The sequence below is a fragment of the Variovorax soli NBRC 106424 genome (assembly GCF_001591385.1).
Lineage (GTDB): Bacteria > Pseudomonadota > Gammaproteobacteria > Burkholderiales > Burkholderiaceae_C > Variovorax > Variovorax soli.
This window is the reverse complement of record NZ_BCUU01000010.1, coordinates 70,068-86,965: the sequence shown is the minus strand read 5'-3', so window position 1 is coordinate 86,965 and position 16,898 is coordinate 70,068. Positions and strand designations below refer to the sequence as shown.

Annotated in this window: 14 protein-coding genes; 13 read left to right on the top strand and 1 reads right to left on the bottom strand. The window is 69.5% G+C overall.

Features of this window, described 5'->3' with window-relative positions:
* From VSO01S_RS05410 to def, 4 genes are all read left to right on the top strand, one after another.
* On the top strand, window positions 1–926 hold a 926-nt coding region (locus VSO01S_RS05410), incomplete at its 5' end, for a cell division protein ZipA C-terminal FtsZ-binding domain-containing protein (protein ID WP_068640782.1).
* Between the two features lie 8 nt (window positions 927–934).
* Window positions 935–3,001 (top strand): NAD-dependent DNA ligase LigA, encoded by a 2,067-nt coding sequence (gene ligA / locus VSO01S_RS05405; protein ID WP_068640772.1) that lies wholly within the window; start codon window positions 935–937, stop codon window positions 2,999–3,001.
* Window positions 3,002–3,095: 94 nt separating this feature from the next.
* On the top strand, window positions 3,096–3,341 hold the full coding sequence (locus VSO01S_RS05400) for a hypothetical protein (RefSeq protein ID WP_068640771.1): 246 nt from the start codon (window positions 3,096–3,098) through the stop codon (window positions 3,339–3,341).
* A 45-nt stretch (window positions 3,342–3,386) separates the two neighbouring features.
* A complete protein-coding gene (gene def / locus VSO01S_RS05395; RefSeq protein ID WP_068640770.1) occupies window positions 3,387–3,926 on the top strand; it encodes a peptide deformylase in 540 nt (179 codons plus the stop codon).
* Between the two features lie 9 nt (window positions 3,927–3,935).
* On the opposite strand, the gene VSO01S_RS05390 is transcribed toward def, so the two are convergent.
* Window positions 3,936–4,340, bottom strand: a complete 405-nt coding sequence (locus VSO01S_RS05390) for a DoxX family protein (RefSeq protein ID WP_068640769.1) — start codon at window positions 4,338–4,340, stop codon at window positions 3,936–3,938.
* Between the two features lie 295 nt (window positions 4,341–4,635).
* Between VSO01S_RS05390 and VSO01S_RS05385 the strand changes: the two genes are divergently transcribed.
* From VSO01S_RS05385 to VSO01S_RS05345, 9 genes are all read left to right on the top strand, one after another.
* Window positions 4,636–5,658, top strand: coding sequence for an HAD family hydrolase (locus VSO01S_RS05385; protein ID WP_068640768.1), 1,023 nt, complete (start codon window positions 4,636–4,638; stop codon window positions 5,656–5,658).
* Window positions 5,659–5,733: 75 nt separating this feature from the next.
* Window positions 5,734–7,380 carry an arylsulfatase gene (locus VSO01S_RS05380; protein ID WP_153305139.1) on the top strand — a complete coding sequence of 549 codons (1,647 nt, stop codon included), beginning with the start codon at window positions 5,734–5,736 and terminating at the stop codon, window positions 7,378–7,380.
* 22 nt (window positions 7,381–7,402) lie between these two features.
* Window positions 7,403–9,976, top strand: a complete 2,574-nt coding sequence (locus tag VSO01S_RS05375) for a fused MFS/spermidine synthase (protein ID WP_169804085.1) — start codon at window positions 7,403–7,405, stop codon at window positions 9,974–9,976.
* 23 nt (window positions 9,977–9,999) lie between these two features.
* Window positions 10,000–10,980: an AAA family ATPase gene (locus VSO01S_RS05370; protein ID WP_068640766.1), complete on the top strand. Its 981-nt coding sequence runs from the start codon at window positions 10,000–10,002 to the stop codon at window positions 10,978–10,980.
* A gap of 35 nt (window positions 10,981–11,015) precedes the next feature.
* Entirely contained in the window at window positions 11,016–12,077 is a 1,062-nt protein-coding gene (locus VSO01S_RS05365) for a DUF58 domain-containing protein (RefSeq protein ID WP_084241700.1), read from the top strand.
* Window positions 12,077–12,592, top strand: a complete 516-nt coding sequence (locus VSO01S_RS05360) for a DUF4381 domain-containing protein (protein ID WP_068640765.1) — start codon at window positions 12,077–12,079, stop codon at window positions 12,590–12,592. Before VSO01S_RS05365 ends, VSO01S_RS05360 begins: the two co-directional genes overlap by 1 nt.
* Window positions 12,579–13,625, top strand: coding sequence for a vWA domain-containing protein (locus tag VSO01S_RS05355; RefSeq protein ID WP_068640764.1), 1,047 nt, complete (start codon window positions 12,579–12,581; stop codon window positions 13,623–13,625). Before VSO01S_RS05360 ends, VSO01S_RS05355 begins: the two co-directional genes overlap by 14 nt.
* Window positions 13,625–15,328 (top strand): vWA domain-containing protein, encoded by a 1,704-nt coding sequence (locus tag VSO01S_RS05350; RefSeq protein ID WP_068640763.1) that lies wholly within the window; start codon window positions 13,625–13,627, stop codon window positions 15,326–15,328. Before VSO01S_RS05355 ends, VSO01S_RS05350 begins: the two co-directional genes overlap by 1 nt.
* The gene (locus tag VSO01S_RS05345; RefSeq protein ID WP_068640762.1) at window positions 15,328–16,731 is read left to right on the top strand and encodes a BatD family protein; all 1,404 of its coding nucleotides are present in this window, start codon (window positions 15,328–15,330) and stop codon (window positions 16,729–16,731) included. The genes VSO01S_RS05350 and VSO01S_RS05345 overlap by 1 nt, the downstream gene beginning before the upstream one ends.
* Window positions 16,732–16,898 lie beyond the last annotated feature (167 nt).

Sequence of the window (16,898 nt, the reverse complement as noted above, 5' to 3'; positions counted from 1 at the left end):
TGCACGTCGACCCGCCGATGGACGCCAGCGCCGACCGGCACGAGCCCTTGTTCGACCCCGACCTGCCGGCACCCACCACGCTGGCGGGCGGCACGGCCGAGCGGCGCGGCGGGCTGGATGCGCTCATCGACGTCATCGCGCCCATCGCGCTGGACGGCCTCGTCTCGGGCGACGCCGCGCTGGCCGCCATGCCGGCCACGCGCCGCGCAGGCAGCAAGCCGGTGGCCATCGAAGGCCTCAACGATGCGACCGGGCAATGGGAGCCGCCGGCAGCCGGCCAGCGCTACCGCGCCTTCCAGGCCGGGGTGCAGATGGCCAACCGCACCGGCGCGCTCAATGAGATCGAGTTCTCCGAATTCACCGTCAAGGCCTCGGCCTTTGCGGATGCCATCAACGGCACGCCGCAGTTCCCCGAGATGCTCGACGAGGTGAGCCGTGCGCGCGAGCTGGACCAGTTCGCCAGTTCGCACGACGCGCAGCTGAGCTTCGTGCTGCGTGCGCGCCATGCGGCATGGAGCCCCGGCTATGTGCAGCAGAACGCGGCGCGCCTGGGCTTCGTGCCCGGCCTGCTGCCGGGGCGCATGGTGCTGCCCACCAGCGAGGCGGGCCTGCCGCCCATCCTCGGCCTGGGCTTCGACACCCAGGCCGCGCTGGCGGACGACCCGACGCAGTCGGCCATCCGCGAACTCGTGCTGAGCCTGGACGTGCCCCAGGTCGCACGTGCCGAGCAGCCCTTCAGCCGCATGCGCGAGATCGCCGCCACCCTGGCCGCCGAGATGGATGGCGTGGTCACCGACGGCGACAGCCAGATGCTGCGTGACGACACCATGGACATCATTGGCGCCGACCTCGAGCAGCTCTACGACACGCTCGATTCGCGCGACCTCGCCGCCGGCTCCGCGCTGGCGCGGCGATTGTTCAGCTGAGCCTTTTCATGACCACCTCAAATTCAACGGCGGCGCCGGCCGAGCTGGCTGCCGAGGCGCAGCGCTTGCGTTCGGAACTGCAGCATCACGCGCATCTGTACTACGTCCTCGATGCACCCGAGCTGCCGGATGCAGAGTACGACAAGCTGTTCAGGCGCCTGCAGGAGATCGAGAAGGCGCACCCCGAACTGCGTACGCCCGATTCGCCCACGCTGCGCGTGGGCGGCGCCGTGCTGGCCGGCCTCACGCCAGTGCGGCACGCCGTGCCCATGCTGTCGATCCACACCGAGACCGACACCACCGCCGCGGGCGCGCAGGCCTTCGATGCGCGTGTGCGCCGCGAACTGGGCCTGGCGCCCGATGCACCGCCGGTCGAATATTCCGCCGAGCTCAAGTTCGACGGACTGGCCATCAACCTGCGCTACGAGAACGGCGTGCTGGTGCAGGGCGCCACCCGCGGCGACGGCGAAACCGGCGAGGACGTCACGCAGAACCTGCGCACCATCGGCCAGATTCCGCTGCGGCTCAAGGGCGAAGCCCCGCAGGTGCTGGAAGTGCGCGGCGAGGCCTACATGCGCCGCGACGCCTTCGAGAAGCTCAACGAACGGCAGCGCGAGAAGGGCGAGAAGACCTTCATCAACCCGCGCAACACGGCCGCCGGCGCGATCCGCCAGCTGGACCCGGCCCTGGTCGCGCAGCGGCCGCTGAGCTTCTTCGCCTACGGCCTCGGCGAAGTCGTGGGTTGGGATGCACAGCCCGACACGCACAGCGGCCTGCTCGATGCGCTCGGCCAGTTCGGCTTGCCGGTGTCGAAGGAGCGCGCGGTGGGGCAGGGCGCCGATGCGCTGGTCGAATTCCATGCGCGCATCGCGGCGCAGCGCGACGCGCTGCCCTTCGACATCGACGGCGTGGTCTACAAGGTCAACAGCCTGGCGCTGCAGCGGCAGCTGGGCTTCAAGAGCCGGGAGCCGCGCTGGGCCGTGGCCCACAAGTATCCTGCGCAAGAGCAGGTGACCGAGGTGATGGCCATCGAGGTCCAGGTGGGCCGCACCGGCAAGCTCACGCCGGTGGCCAAGCTCGCGCCCGTGTTCGTCGGCGGCGTCACCGTCACCAATGCCACGCTGCACAACGAGGACGAAGTGCGCCGCAAGGACGTGCGCGTGGGCGACAAGGTGATCGTGCGGCGCGCCGGCGACGTCATTCCCGAAGTGGTGGGCGTGCTGCCGGAAAGCGCCGCGCGGCCGTCCGAGCAGCGGGGCGCCATCTTCACCATGCCGGCCAAGTGCCCCGTGTGCGGCTCCGACGCGGTGCGCGAAGAGGGCGAAGTCGATCATCGCTGCAGCGGCGGCCTGTTCTGCGCAGCGCAGCGCAAGGAAGCCATCCTGCACTTTGCCGCGCGCCGCGCCATGGACATCGAGGGCCTGGGCGACAAGCTGGTCGAGCAGCTGGTGGACGGCCACCTGATCCGCACGCTGCCGGACCTGTACAAGCTGGGCCTGTCGACATTGGCAGGGTTGGACCGCATGGCCGAGAAGTCGGCCACGAACCTGGTGCAGGCGCTGGAGAAATCGAAGAAGACCACCTTGCCGCGATTCCTCTTCGGCCTGGGCATCCGGCATGTCGGCGAGAGCACGGCCAAGGACCTGGCCAAGCATTTCGGCAAGCTCGACGCCATCATGGATGCGAGCGAAGAGCAGTTGCTCGAGGTGAACGACGTGGGGCCCGTGGTGGCGCAGAGCCTGCACACCTTCTTCAGCCAGCCGCACAACCGCGAAGTGGTCGAGCAGTTGCGCGCCAGCGGCGTGCAGTGGGAAGAGGGCGAGCCGGCGGCGCGCGCGCCCAAGCCGCTGTCGGGCAAGACCTTCGTCATCACGGGAACATTGCCGACGCTCAGCCGCGACGAAGCCAAGGACAAGCTCGAAGCGGCAGGCGCCAAGGTGGCCGGCTCGGTGAGCAAGAAGACCGACTACCTGGTGGCCGGCGCCGAGGCCGGCAGCAAGCTGGACAAGGCGCAGGCGCTGGGCGTGAACGTCATCGACGAAGCGCAGATGCTCGCCTTGTTGTTGCAGGCCTGAACCAGGCTTTACACCACCTTCACAGGCGGGGGTCAACAGCGAGAAAGACGGGGCGTTGAATAGCCAGATGAATGAACTTTCTGGAGAAACGCCCATGACTGCAATCCGCCGAATCGCGCTGGCTGGCGCTGCCGGCGCAGCCGTCCTCGCGCTGGGTGGGTGCGTGGTCGCGCCGCCTGCGTACCCCTACGGAGAAGCCGCGGTGGTGGCGCCGCCTGTCAGCGTCGACATCGGCGTGGGCGGCTACTACGGCCGGCCCTACTACGGACGCCCCTATTACTACGGCCGGCCCGGCTACTACGGCCGCGGCTATTGGGGAGGCCGGCCCTACTGGCGTTGAACGCGCGGCAAGCGAGGCCATGCGCGGCGGCCAGATAATCGGCGCATGGCAATCCGAGAAATCCTGAAGATGGGCGACCCGCGGCTGCTCCGGGTGGCGCAGCCGGTGGCCGAGTTCGACACCGACGAGTTGCACCTGCTGGTGCGCGACATGTTCGAGACCATGGCGGCGGTCAATGGCGCGGGCCTCGCGGCGCCGCAGATCGGTGTGGACCAGCAGTTGGTGATCTTCGGCACCGACGCACCCAATCCACGCTACCCCGATGCACCCGTCGTGCCGCGCACGGTGCTCCTCAACCCGGTGATCACGCCCATCGGCACCGATGAAGAGGAGGGCTGGGAGGGCTGCCTCTCGGTGCCGGGCCTGCGCGGCGTGGTGCCGCGATTTGCCAACATCCGCTACACCGGCTTCGATCCTTATGGCGACCCGATCGATCGCACGGTGAGCGGTTTTCACGCACGGGTCGTGCAGCACGAGGTGGACCACCTGCTGGGCAAGCTCTACCCCATGCGCGTGCGCGATTTCTCGCGCTTCGGCTTCACCGAGGTCCTGTTTCCGGGCCTCGATGCTTCCGAAGACGACTGAGCCAGGCGATCAGTTGTAGCGACCGCCGGTACCGCCCACGCTGAAGCGGCCGGCACCCATGAAAGCCACGGCCAGTGCGGCGAAGAGGAACATGCCCTGCAGTTCCAGTGCCCAGCCCCCTTGCTTGCCGATGACGAACAGATCCTTGGTGTGCACCAGCCAGATGGCCACCAGCATGTTGATGACCACGATCCAGGCGGCGGGCCGCGTGTAGATGCCGGCAATCAGCAGCACGGGCGCGAGGATTTCGCCAACGAAGACCAGGTAGGCCAGCGCGCCGGGCAGACCGTTGGCGGTCAATTGACCGGAGATGAAGCCTACGCCGCTGCTCAGCTTGGCAATGCCGTGCAACAGGATGAGGATGCCCAGGGCCAGGCGAAGGATGAGCTTGCCGGTGTCATCGGAACGGATCATTGCAGTTGCCACTTTCTCTGTTGATTTAGGTTGACGAAAAAAAGCGCCATTGTGGTTCAAGACGGGTGGCGCGCCCACCGCCTGCGTTGTTTGCAGCGGTTATTTGCTAGTGAGCAGCCCCGCGTGGGCGAGTTCCTGTCCCTCTCATTTCCCGCGCATTAGCGATTGCCAGCGTTGCACAACAACGCTACGCTCGCGCGACCCGGGTTAAATGCGCACAGCAGCGCAGACAAGAACAAGCCCGCGGCAGCATGTAATTCAAAACACTTCAGTTCGACGAAGGGGGTTGCGAGCAATGGCCATTTTTTCTCAAGCAGGCAGCAGAAGATCGTGGTTGAAAGGGGCTGCGTCGTGGCTCGTGGCGGGCTTCGTCGCGTGGGGCGCCGCCGGCTGCGCCAGCCTTTCGGGCACCGATCCGCTGCCCTCGTGGGCCGATGGGCCGGCGCGGCAGTCGATCATCGACTTCGTCAACGACGTGACGAACGAGGCTTCGCCCAACTACGTGCCGCCGGCCCAGCGCATCGCCACCTTCGACAACGACGGCACGCTGTGGGTCGAGCAGCCCATGTACACGCAGTTCGCCTTCATGATCGACCAGGTCAAGGCCGCGGCGCCGCGCAATCCGCAGTGGCAGGACAATCCGGTGTACAAGGCCCTGGCGGCCAACGACCTGAAGGGCGCGCTGGCGCAGGGCGAGAAGCCCTTGCTCGACCTGCTGGTGCAGGCCAACAGCGGCATGTCGGTGGAGGACTACGACAAGACGGTGCGCCAGTGGTTCGCCACCGCCCGCCACCCGACGCTCAAGCGCCCCTACACCGAAGCCGTGTACCAGCCGCAGCTGGAACTGCTGAGCTACCTGCGCTCCAAGGGCTTCAAGAACTTCATCGTCTCCGGCGGCACCATGGAAGCGATGCGGCCATGGACCGAGGCTGTCTACGGCATTCCGCCCGAGCGGGTGGTGGGCTCGTCGCAGGGCATCGTGTATGACGGCACGTCGCTCATGCGCCAGCCCAAGCTGCATTTCGTCGACGATGGGCCGGGCAAGCCGGTGGGCATCTACATGCACATCGGGCAGCAGCCCATCCTGGCCTTCGGCAATTCCGATGGCGACCTGCAGATGCTGCAGTACACCACCACCGGGCCCGGCCGGCGCCTGGGCCTGCTGGTCCATCACGACGACGCCGAGCGCGAGTTCGCCTACGACCGCCAGTCGCCCTTCGGCAAGCTGGACAAGGCGCTGGACGAAGCGCCCAAGCGCAACTGGGTCGTCGTGAGCATGAAGAAGGACTGGAAGCAGATCTTCCCGGGCAAGCCTTGAACGTTCATCGCGAGAAGGAGTAGATCGATGACGAGATCCATGAACTTTCGATGGCAGGCGATAAGCCGCCTGGCCATGGCCGGCGCGCTGGTCATCGGCAGCGTGCTTGCGCCTGCGCAGGCACAGCAGGCCAAGGCGCAGACCCAGAACCAGAATCAGGCCCAGGGTTCCAAGCCGAACATCCTGGTGATCTTCGGCGACGACGTGGGCGTTGCGAACGTCAGTGCCTTCGGCAACGGCGTCGTGGGCTACCAGACGCCCAACATCGACCGCATTGCCCAGGAGGGCATGAAGTTCACCGACTACTACGCCGAGAACAGCTGCACGGCGGGGCGCTCCACCTTCATCACGGGCCAGACGGTGTTTCGCACCGGCATGTCCAAGGTGGGCATGCCAGGCGCGCCGGTGGGCCTGCAGGACCGCGACGTCACCATCGCGCAGGCGCTCAAGCCGCTGGGCTACGCCACTGCGCAGTTCGGCAAGAACCACCTGGGCGACCAGGACCGATTCCTGCCCACCAAGCACGGCTTCGACGAGTTCTTCGGAAACCTCTATCACCTGAATGCCGAAGAGGAGCCGGAGCGGCCCTACTGGTTCAAGAACAATCCCGATTTCCTGAAGTTCTACAACCCGCGCGGTGTGCTCAAGGCCACCTCCGACGGCAAGATCCAGGACACCGGCCCGCTGACCCGCAAGCGGATGGAAACCGTCGACGACGAGACCACCGGCGCGGCCATCGACTACATCAAGAAGCAGGCGCAGGCCAAGAAGCCTTTCTTCGTGTGGATGAACTTCACCCGCATGCACGCCTTCACGCATGTGCGCTCCGAATACCGCGGCAAGGCCGGTCTTGGCCCAGGCCACGAATATGCCGACGGCATGTGGGAGATGGACCAGAACGTCGGCAAGCTGCTCAAGTCGCTCGACGACGCCGGCATCACCAAGGACACCATCGTCATCTACACCACCGACAACGGGCCGAATTTCTTCAGCTGGCCCGACGCGGCGAACACGCCTTTCCGCAGCGAGAAGGACTCGAACTGGGAGGGCGCCTTCCGCGTGCCGGCCATGGTGCGCTGGCCGGGCAAGATCAAGCCCAACACCACCACCAATGCGATGTTCTCGGGCCTCGACTGGTTCCCCACGCTGCTGGCGGCGGCGGGCGACGCCAACATCAAGGACAAGCTGCTCAAGGGCACCTCGCTGGGCGGCAAGACGGCCAAGGTCCATCTCGACGGCTACAACCAGCTGCCGCTTCTTCTCGGCCAGACCGACAAGAGTGCACGCAACGAGTTCTACTATTTCGACGACGATGCCGAGCTCGTGGCCATGCGCTACGACACCCTGCTGCCGGGCGCGACCACGCCCACGGCCTGGAAGGTCGTGTTCTGCGAGCAGCGCGCCCCAGGGTCCATGCAGATCTGGAAGGAGCCGCTCACCTGCCTGCGCGCGCCCAACCTTTACAACCTGCGCATGGACCCGTACGAGCGGGCGAGCGTCGGCCCCACGTCGCAGTACGACCAGTGGCAGTTCGAGAACCCCTACGTGGTGCTCGAGGCGAACCGCCGCGCGGCTCAGTTCCTGCAGACCTTCGTCAACTATCCGCCCAGCCAGATGCCTGCCAGCTTCACCATCGACCAGACGGTGGCCGACGTGAAGGACAAGGTCAGGGCGGCCATCCAGCGCCAGCAACAGCAAGCCCAGGCCTCGCAGAAGAAGTGACGGTGACCGGGTGCAGGGAGTGATGGGGCGAGGCAAGGCCAAGGCGGCCTCGCCGCAAGGCCGCGCAGCGGCGACGGTTCAGGGCGGCGTGCGGCTGGGCTGGCCCGCCGCGCTCCTGTTCGCCTCGGGCACCGCGGCGCTGGTGTACCAGGTGCTGTGGATCCGCCAGCTCTCGCTGGTGGTCGGGGTGGACGTCCATGCCGTGAGCCTGGGCGTCGGCGCCTTCTTCGCCGGCCTGGCCGTGGGCGGCTGGCTGTTCGGCCGGCTGGCCGACGGCGCCGGGCAACCCTGGCGCCTGTATGCCGCGCTGGAACTTGCGGCCGGCGTGTTGGGACTGGCCGTCACCCTCGCGCTGGGCGCCGTCGCGGTTCCCTTCGTCTGGCTCGAATCGCGCGTCGGCCCGCTGGCCTGGCTGCTGCCGCTGCTGCTGGTGGCGCTTCCCGCCGCGCTCCTGGGGGGCACGCTGCCTGTGCTGATGCGGGCGCTGCGGCCCCTGGTGGCGCAGCGCGGCTGGGCGGGCGGGCGCCTCTATGCGGCCAACACGCTGGGCGCCATTGCCGGCACCTTGCTGGCGGCGTTCTGCTTCATTCCCTGGTTCGGATTGCGCGGCAGTGCGTTGGTGGCGGCCCTGCTCAATGTGCTGGTCGCCGGCGTGGCGTGGGTGCTGGCCGCGCGTGCACCGGCTGAGGCGGGCATGCCCGCCGACGCAGGGCCGGTTCCGGCCGCCCCGCAGGCCTTGACGCCCGCCGCAGACGAGGCGAGGGCGCGGCAGGCCCGGCTGGCGGTGGCGCTCTATGCCGTGGCCGGTGGCCTGGCGCTGGGCTACGAGGTGGTCTGGTCGCAGGCCATCGTGCAGTTCATCAGCACGCGCAGCGTGGCGTTCTCGATCGTGCTGGCCACCTACCTGCTCGGGCTGATGCTCGGCAGCGCCTGGATCGCGCGCCGGGCCGACCGGCTGAGCGACCCCTGGGGCGTGTTCGCGATGCTCATCGGCGCGGCCGGCGCCCTGGCGCTGCTCGAAGTGGCGCTGCTGGGCGAATGGCTGCTGCAATTGCAGTCGCTGGCTTCGCAATGGGCGCGCAGCGCCACCGGCAGCCTGCTGGCCGCCATGTGCGCGCGCTTTGCCACGGCGGCGCTGTGCATCGTCTTCCTGCCCACGCTGCTGCTGGGTGCGGCGTTTCCAGTGGCGCTGCGGCTGGCCGCGGCGGGCCGGGGCGTGGGGCGCGAAGTGGGAACGGTGCTGGCGCTCAATACCCTGGGCGGCATCGCCGGCACTTTGCTGGCGGGTTTTGTGCTGGTGCCGCTGCTCGGGCTGGTTCGCACGCTGGCGGTGCTGGCCGCGGCTGCCTGCCTTCTCGGACTGGTCGCCGCCTGGGCGGTGCCGGGCGTTCGCGCGGTGCCGCGCTGGGGCGTGGCCGTGTTGACGGGCTTCGTGGCCGCCGGCGCCATGCTGGCGCCGCCCGATCGCCTGGCGCGCCTGCTGACGCAGGCGCGCGGCGGCGAACTGGTGGCCTACGAGGAAAGCCGCGGCGCCACGGTGGCGGTGGTGAAGCAGCGCGCCGGGCAGAACCGGTTCAACCGCCTCTACATCCAGGGCGTGTCCAACTCGGGCGACGCCATGACATCGCTGCGCTACATGCGCCTGCAGGCGCTGTTGCCGCTCATCGTGCACGGCGGCGAGCCCAGGTCGGCGCTGGTCATCGGCCTGGGCACCGGCATCACCGGCGGCGCCTTGCTGGCCTATCCGGGGCTGCAGGAGCGCGTGGTGGCCGAACTGCTGCCGGCCGTGGTGCGCGCGGCGCCGCAGTTCCGCGGCAACTACGGGCTCACCGGCGACGCACGCATGCAGATCCGCGTGCGCGACGGCCGCCGCGAGCTGCTGCAGAGCACTGCGCAGTACGACCTCGTCACGCTGGAGCCGCCGCCGCCTTCCGCTGCAGGCGTGGTCAACCTGTATTCCACCGACTTCTATCGCCTGGCGGCCAGCCGCCTGCAGCCCGGCGGCATGGTGGCGCAGTGGCTGCCGCTGCCCACGCAGAATGACGAGGACACGCGCGCGCTGGTGCAGAGCTTCCTGGCCGTGTTCCCGCATGCCACGCTCTGGACCACCGAGCTGCACGAGATGATGCTGGTGGGCTCGATGCAGCCCATGGCGCTCGACGCCTCGCGCATCACCACGCGCATGGCCCAGCCCGAAGTGGCCCAGGCCCTGCGCGAAGTGGGCGTGGATTCGCCGGCGGCGCTGCTGGCCACCTGGGTCGGCGACCGCGCCATGCTGGAGCGCTATGCGGGCAACGCGCCGGCCGTCACCGACGACCGGCCCCGCATCGAATACGCCAGCTGGGTTCGGCGCGAGGATTTCCCGAAGGTGCTCAGCACCATGCTCGACATGCACACCGAGCCGCCGCTGGTCGGCGCCGACGACGCGCTGCTGCAAGGGATCGCCCGCGAGCGCGATCTGCTCTATCTTTTCTACACGGCCGGGCTTCGCGCCTACCAGGGCGACCGCGAGGGCTGGGCGGGCGACATCCGGCAGTTGATGCAGGCCGCGCCCGCCAACCCGTATTTCCAGTGGTTCACTGGCGGCGTCCGCTAGACACACAAGGCAAGGGACTTTCCATGAGCGCACGCGACGACGTCCTTCAACTCAAGGCCCGCATGGGCGAATCCATCGTGGGCCAGGAGCGCATGATCGAGCGCCTGCTGCTGGGCCTGCTGGCCGACGGGCACTTGCTGGTGGAAGGCCTGCCCGGCCTGGCCAAGACGCGCGCCATCAAGAGCCTGGCCAGGCACCTGGACGCGAAGCTCTCTCGCATCCAGTTCACGCCCGACCTGCTGCCCGCCGACATCACCGGCTCGGAGATCTACTACAGCGAAGGCGGCAAGGGCGAGTTCCGCTTCCAGCAGGGGCCGCTGTTCGCCAACCTGGTGCTGGCCGACGAAGTGAACCGTTCGCCCGCCAAGGTGCAGGCCGCCTTGCTCGAAGCCATGGAAGAGCGCCAGGTGACCGTGGGCGGCACCACCCATGCGCTGCCGCCGCTGTTCCTGGTGATGGCCACGCAGAACCCCATCGAGCAGGAGGGCACCTATCCGCTGCCCGAGGCGCAGATGGACCGCTTCCTGATGCACCTGAGCGTGGGCTATCCGGAAGCCGGCGCCGAGGCGCAGATCGTGCGCCTCGCCCGCAGCGAGGAAGCCGCCGCCAAGGCGCGCGGCGCGGCCGGCGAGGGCGAGGCCCGGCTGGCGCAGGAAAGCATCTTCGCCGCGCGCGCCGAGATCCATGCGCTGCAGGTGAGCGAGGCCGTCGAGCAGTACATCGTGGCGCTGGTGCAGGCCACCCGCGAGCCGGCCGCCATCGATGCCGAGCTGGCCCAGTGGATCCAGGTGGGCGTGAGCCCGCGCGGCTCCATCGGCCTGGACAAGGTCGCGCGCGCCTACGCCTGGCTGCAGGCGCGCGACTACGTGGTGCCGGAAGACGTGCAGGCGGTGGTGCACGAGGTGTTCCGCCACCGCCTGATCCTGTCGTACGAAGCGCATGCGGCGCACATCACCGCCGATGCGGTCATCGACCGGCTGCTGCAGAAGGTGGCGGTGGCCTGAGGCGGCGGCAAGCCGCGCAGCGGGACTGGATCGGGATGTTCAACGGCAAGCGTCTGCACCTGGCCGGCCTGGCACGGGCGGGCCATGCGCTGTCCGCGCGGCTGGCGCGGCGCCCGGCGGAACGGGCGTCCGGGGCAGCGAGCGGCGCGGCGGAGGCCATCGGTGGCGTCCACGTGGACTCGGCCCACCTGGCCAGCCTGGAAATGGCCGCGCGCGAATTCCATTTCAAGCCGCGCCAGCCGGTGCACAGCGTGCTGGCCGGGCGGCATGCCTCGCGGGTGCGCGGGCGCGGCCTCGACTTCGAGGAACTGCGCGTCTACCTGCCGGGCGACGACATCCGCAGCATGGACTGGCGCGTGACCGCGCGCAGCGGCGTGCCGCATGTGCGGGTGTACTCCGAAGAAAAGGACCGGCCGGTGCTGCTGCTGGTGGACCAGCGCATGAACATGTTCTTCGGCACCCGGCGCGCGATGAAGTCGGTGAGCGCCGCCGAAGCCGCCGCCCTGGTGGCCTGGCGCGTGCTGATGGACGGCGACAGGGTCGGCGGCCTGGTGTTCGGGGACGACGACTTCACCCAGCTGCGCCCCAAGCGAAGCCGCGACGCGGTGCAGCAGCTGCTGGGCGAGATCGCCCGGCGCAACCAGCGGCTGCGGGCGGATGCGCCGGCGGGGCGGGGCGCATCGCAGCTCAACAAGGCGCTGCAGCAGGCTGCCCGGCTCGCTCACCACGACCACCTGGTGGTGGTGGTGAGCGATTTCGACGGGCATGACGAACTCACCCGCGAGCTGATGACGCGCATTGCGGCCCGCAACGACCTGCTGGCGGTGGTGGTGCACGACCCCTTCCTGAGCGAGCTGCCGCCGTCGGGCGACCTGGTGGTGAGCGACGGCGAACTGCAGGTGGAGCTCGGCCTGGGCCGCGACGCGGTGCGCAAGGGCATTGCGCAGTTCGTGAGCGAGCGCAGCCGCGAGCTGTTCGAGTGGCGGCATCGCATCGGCGTGCCGGTGCTGCCGCTGTCGGCGGCCGAGGAAACCGCGCCGCAACTGCGCCGCCTGCTCGGACAGGACAACCTGCCCACCGGGCGCGGGAGCCGGTGATGAGCGACGCCGGCACGCCGACCCCCTCGCTCTCGCAACTGGCCGACGTGGTGCAGCCGCCGCCGGTATCGTGGATGCCGCAGACCGTCGGTTGGGAAGTGCTGGGCGCCGTGCTGGCCGTGCTCGCACTGTGGCTCGCCTGGCGCGGCGCGCGGCGCTGGTGGCGCAACCGCTACCGGCGCGATGCGCTGGCCGAGCTGCGCCGGCTGGAGCAGCGCTGGCAGGCCGATGCCGGCCTCGGCCCGGTGGTGCTGGCTGCCTTGCCCGAACTGATCAAGCGCTGCGCGCTGGCGGCCTGGCCGCGCGAGCAGGTGGCTGGGCGAAGCGGGGAGGACTGGGCGCAGTTCCTTCAAGCCAATGCCGGCCACGCACTGAACGCGGCGCAGGCGCTGGCGCCACTGGTGCGCGACGTGCAGTACCACGACGCCGCCGCGCTGCGGCGCGTGCCGCGCCATGACGTGAAAGCGGTCATCGAGGCCTCGCGCCAGTGGATCCAGGGCCATGTATCAACTTGAATATCCCTGGCTGCTGGCGCTGCTGCCGCTGCCCCTGCTGGTGTGGTGGCTCATGCCGGCCTACCGCGAGGAGAGCGCCTCGGTGCGCCTGCCGTTCTTCGGTGAAGTCGCCAGTGCCGCCGGCCTCAAGCCTGCGCCCGGCGCCGTGGTGCCGCGCCGGCACTGGCTGCAGAAACTGCTGGCGCCGGTGGCGTGGGCGCTGGTGGTGCTGGCGCTGGCGCGGCCGCAGTTCGTGGAGCCGCCCATCCAGAAGATCCAGCCGGCGCGCGACCTGCTGCTGGCGCTCGACCTGTCCCAGTCGATGGATGCGCGCGACTACAAGCGCCCCGACGGCGCGGTCATTGCGCGGGTGGATGCGGTGCGCCAGGTGGTGCACGACTTCGTCGGCCGTCGCCAGGGCGACCGCATCGGCCTGGTGGTGTTCGGCGACGCGCCGTATCCGCAGGTGCCCTTCACCATGGACCATGCCCTGGTGCAGACCATGATCGACGAGATGCTGCCGGGCATGGCCGGGCCCAGTACGGCGATGGGCGATGCGGTGGGCCTGGGCATCAAGATGTTCGAGCACAGCAAGGCGCCGCAGAAGGTGATGATCCTGCTCACCGACGGCAACGACACCGCCAGCAAGATGCCGCCGCCCAAGGCCGCCGAGATTGCCAAGGAGCGCGGCGTGACGCTGCACACGGTGGGCATCGGCGACCCCAACGCCAGCGGCGAGGACAAGGTCGACCTCGAACTGCTGCGGCGGCTGGCGGCCACAACCGGCGGGCGCTTTTTCTTTGCGGGCAACCAGGGCGAGCTGGAGCAGATTTACGCCACGCTCGACCGCATCACGCCGCACAACCAGAAGACGCTGTCGTGGCGCCCGCGGCGCGAGCTTTTCATGTGGCCGCTGGGCGCCGCGGTGCTGATCGTCATCGCCTACCAGCTGCTGATGGCCTCCTGGGCGCTGGCGCGGCGCGCATCCGCCGCGCGCGCGGCGGACGAAGGGGCGGACGAGGGCAGGCCGGCGCAGCAGGGAGGCGGCGCCTGATGGATAGCCTGGCCCAGTTCCACTTCCTGCGGCCCTGGTGGCTGCTGGCGCTGCTGCCGGCCGGCCTGCTGCTGTGGGCCGTGGGCTGGCAGGACGATGTGCGCAAGCGCTGGCGCCGCAGCATCGCGCCGCACCTGCTGGACGCGCTGGTGGTGGAGCGGCGCGGCCGCTGGCACCTGCGCCCGGTGCATCTCACCTCGGCCCTGATGGCGCTGGGCGCACTGGCCATGGCCGGCCCCACCTGGGAGCGCGAGCGGCCGCCGTTCCTGGAAGAGAAGGCGCCGCTGGCCATTGCCATCGACCTGTCGGCCACCATGGATGCGGTGGATGTCAGCCCGACGCGGCTGGAGCGCGCCAAGCTCAAGGTGAAGTCGCTGCTGGCGCTGCGCCAGGGCGCGCGCACGGCCATCTATGCCTATGCCGGCAGCACGCACCTGGTGCTGCCCCTCACCGACGACGCGCGGCTGATCCAGACCTTCGTCGATGCGCTGCAGACCGGCATCATGCCGCGCCCGGGCAAGAACACCGCGCTGGCGCTGCGCACCATCGATGCGGACATGGCCAAGGAAGACACGGCCGGCACCATCGTCTTCTTCACCGACGGCGTCGAGCCGGGGGCCACCGAGGCCTTCAAGGCCCAGGTGGACAGCGGGCGCAGCCTGCCGGTGGTGCTGGGCTTCGGCACCGAGAAGGGCGGGCCGCTGAAGGCGCAGGACGACGGCGCGCCGGGCAGCGCCAACCGGCCCGCCTTCGCCCGGCTCGATGTGGAGGCGCTCAAGCGCCTGGGCCGCGATGCCGATGTGCCGGTGGCCACAGTCACGCTGGATGGCGACGACGACGTGGCCTGGGTGCAGCATCGGGTGCAGTCGCACCTGGCGCAGAAGGAGTCGCAATCCAATGCGCGCTGGAAGGAATCGGGCTGGTGGCTGATGCTGCCCATCGCATTGCTGTCGGCGCTGTGGTTCCGCAAGGGCTGGACGGTGCGCTGGCTCGGGACGTGGCTGATGGCCGCGGTGCTGGCGGGCGCGGGTCTGCCGCGCGAAGCCCTGGCGCAACTGGTGACGAGCACTGCCGCCGACGCGCCGGCGGCGGCCGATGCCGCGGCGGGGCCGCGGCCGTGGCGCTTCATCGACCTGTGGCTCACGCCCGACCAGCAGGCCCGCCGCGCCTTCGAAAACGGCGAGTTCGAGAAAGCGGCGGCGCTGTTCACCGACCCCATGTGGCGCGGCGTGGCGCTGTACCGGGCCGCGCGCTACGACGCCGCGCAGCAGGCCTTCGCGCAGGTGAACTCGCCCGAGAGCGCCTTCAACCAGGGCAACGCGCTGGCGCAGCGCCGTCGATTTTCGGCGGCGGCGGCCTTCTACACCCAGGCGCTGCAGGAGCGGCCCGACTGGAAGGAAGCGAAAGACAACCTTGCCCTGATGCAGGCGCTGATCGCCAGGCAGGAAAAGGATGGCGAGGAAGAGGCGCCCGACCAGCGGCCCGACAAGATCGAGTTCGACAAGGACAAGGACCAGAAGGGCGGCAAGGAAATGCAGGCGCTGGCCGAGCAGAATGCCGAGACCTGGATGCGCAACATCCAGACCTCGCCCACTGCGCTGCTGGCGCGCAAGTTCATGCTGCAGGTGGAGCGGCCCACGCCGGCTGCGCCCCCTGCATCGCCCGCGCCGCCTGCGGGCGGGCCATCCGGGGCGAAGCCATGATGAAGCGCACGCGAACGGCTTGGCTGCGCGGCATCGCCCACCGATGGGCGGCATGGCTCGCCCTCATGCTGGCCGGGGCCCTGGCGCACGCCGCCACCGCGCCGGCCGTGCGGGTGGAAGTGCAGGCCAGGCAGCCGGTGCTGGTCGGTCAGCAGGTGCGCATCGAGGTGACGGTGGTGGCGCCCAACTTCTTCCTGAGCGCGCCGCCGTTTCCTGCGCTGGAGGTGCCCGGCGCCATCGTCACCATGCCGGACGAACGCAGCATCCACGGCGTGGAGCAGGACGGCGGCCAGACCCTGGCCACCATCCAGAAGAACTATGTGTTCACGGCGCAGCAGCCCGGCGATTTCACGCTGCCGCCGGTCAAGATCGACTTCAGCTACCACGGCAACGACGACAAGACCCAGCAGGCCAGCCTGACGCTGCCGGCCACGCGCATCAGCGTGCAGGCGCCGGCCGGCGCCGCAGCATCTGGTGCGGGCGCCGCGATATTGCCGGCCACCCGACTGGTCATTCACCAGAGCCTGGACCGCGACGCCGGGCAACTCTCGGCCGGTGATGCGCTGGTGCGCACCGTCGAAATCCAGGCCGCGGGCACGCCCGCCATGCTGATTCCGCCGCCGCATTTCGAGGCGCCGCGCAGCGTGCGCATGTATGCGGCCGACCCGGTGCTGCGCGATTCGAACGGCGAGGGCGGCAGCTTCGCCGGTGGCCGGCGCATCGAGCGCGTGACCTACGTGTTCGAGGATTCCGGCCGCTACACGCTGCCCGAGGTCAGGGTGCAGTGGCTGGACCCGCAGACGCAGAAGCCGGCCACCGCGCGCGCGCCCGCGATCACGGTGCAGGTGAAATCCGGCGAGCATGCCGGCCAGCGCATTGCGCCGGAACTGCCGGTCGGCGCAGCGCCGGCGCCGCCACGCCAGCCCGTCGACTGGTGGCGCCTGGCGACCTGGCTGGCGGTGGCGGTGCTGCTGGCGGCGCTTGCCTGGATCGCGCGCAGGCAATGGCCGCGCTGGCGCCAGCGGCGGGCCGAGTTGCAGGCCGTGCATGCCGAATCCGATGCGGCCATGTTCGAGCAGGCCTTGGCGGCATGCCGGGCTGGAGACGCGGCCGCCGCGCACCGCGCACTGCTGGCATGGAGCCAGGTACATGCGCAAACCACGCCCCAGGCATGGGCCGCGCAACTGGACAACGCAGCGCTGTCGGCGCAGTTGGAGTCGCTGCAGCGCCACCTGTACCGGGGCGCGTCCGCGCAGTCGGCCGGATGGGCGGGCGAATCCATGGCCGCGGCCTTGCGCGAGGCGCATCGCCAGTGGCATGCGGCCTCGCAGGCGCGTGCCCCGGGCCGCACCTGGGGGCGACCGCTCGGGCCGCTCAATCCGTTCCAGGCGGATGGGTCCTGAACGGCAGTTGGTCCGATCTCCGTACGCGAAGCGCTCGATCCTGCTCGAACGGCAAATGGCAACCTAGGGAAAAGCCCCCAGTGCGTGCGCCTGTCGCGCGCATGTGATCGATGATCGAACGGATCGGCCCGGCCGGCGATTGTGGGCGGGGCGCATGCCGGCCTACA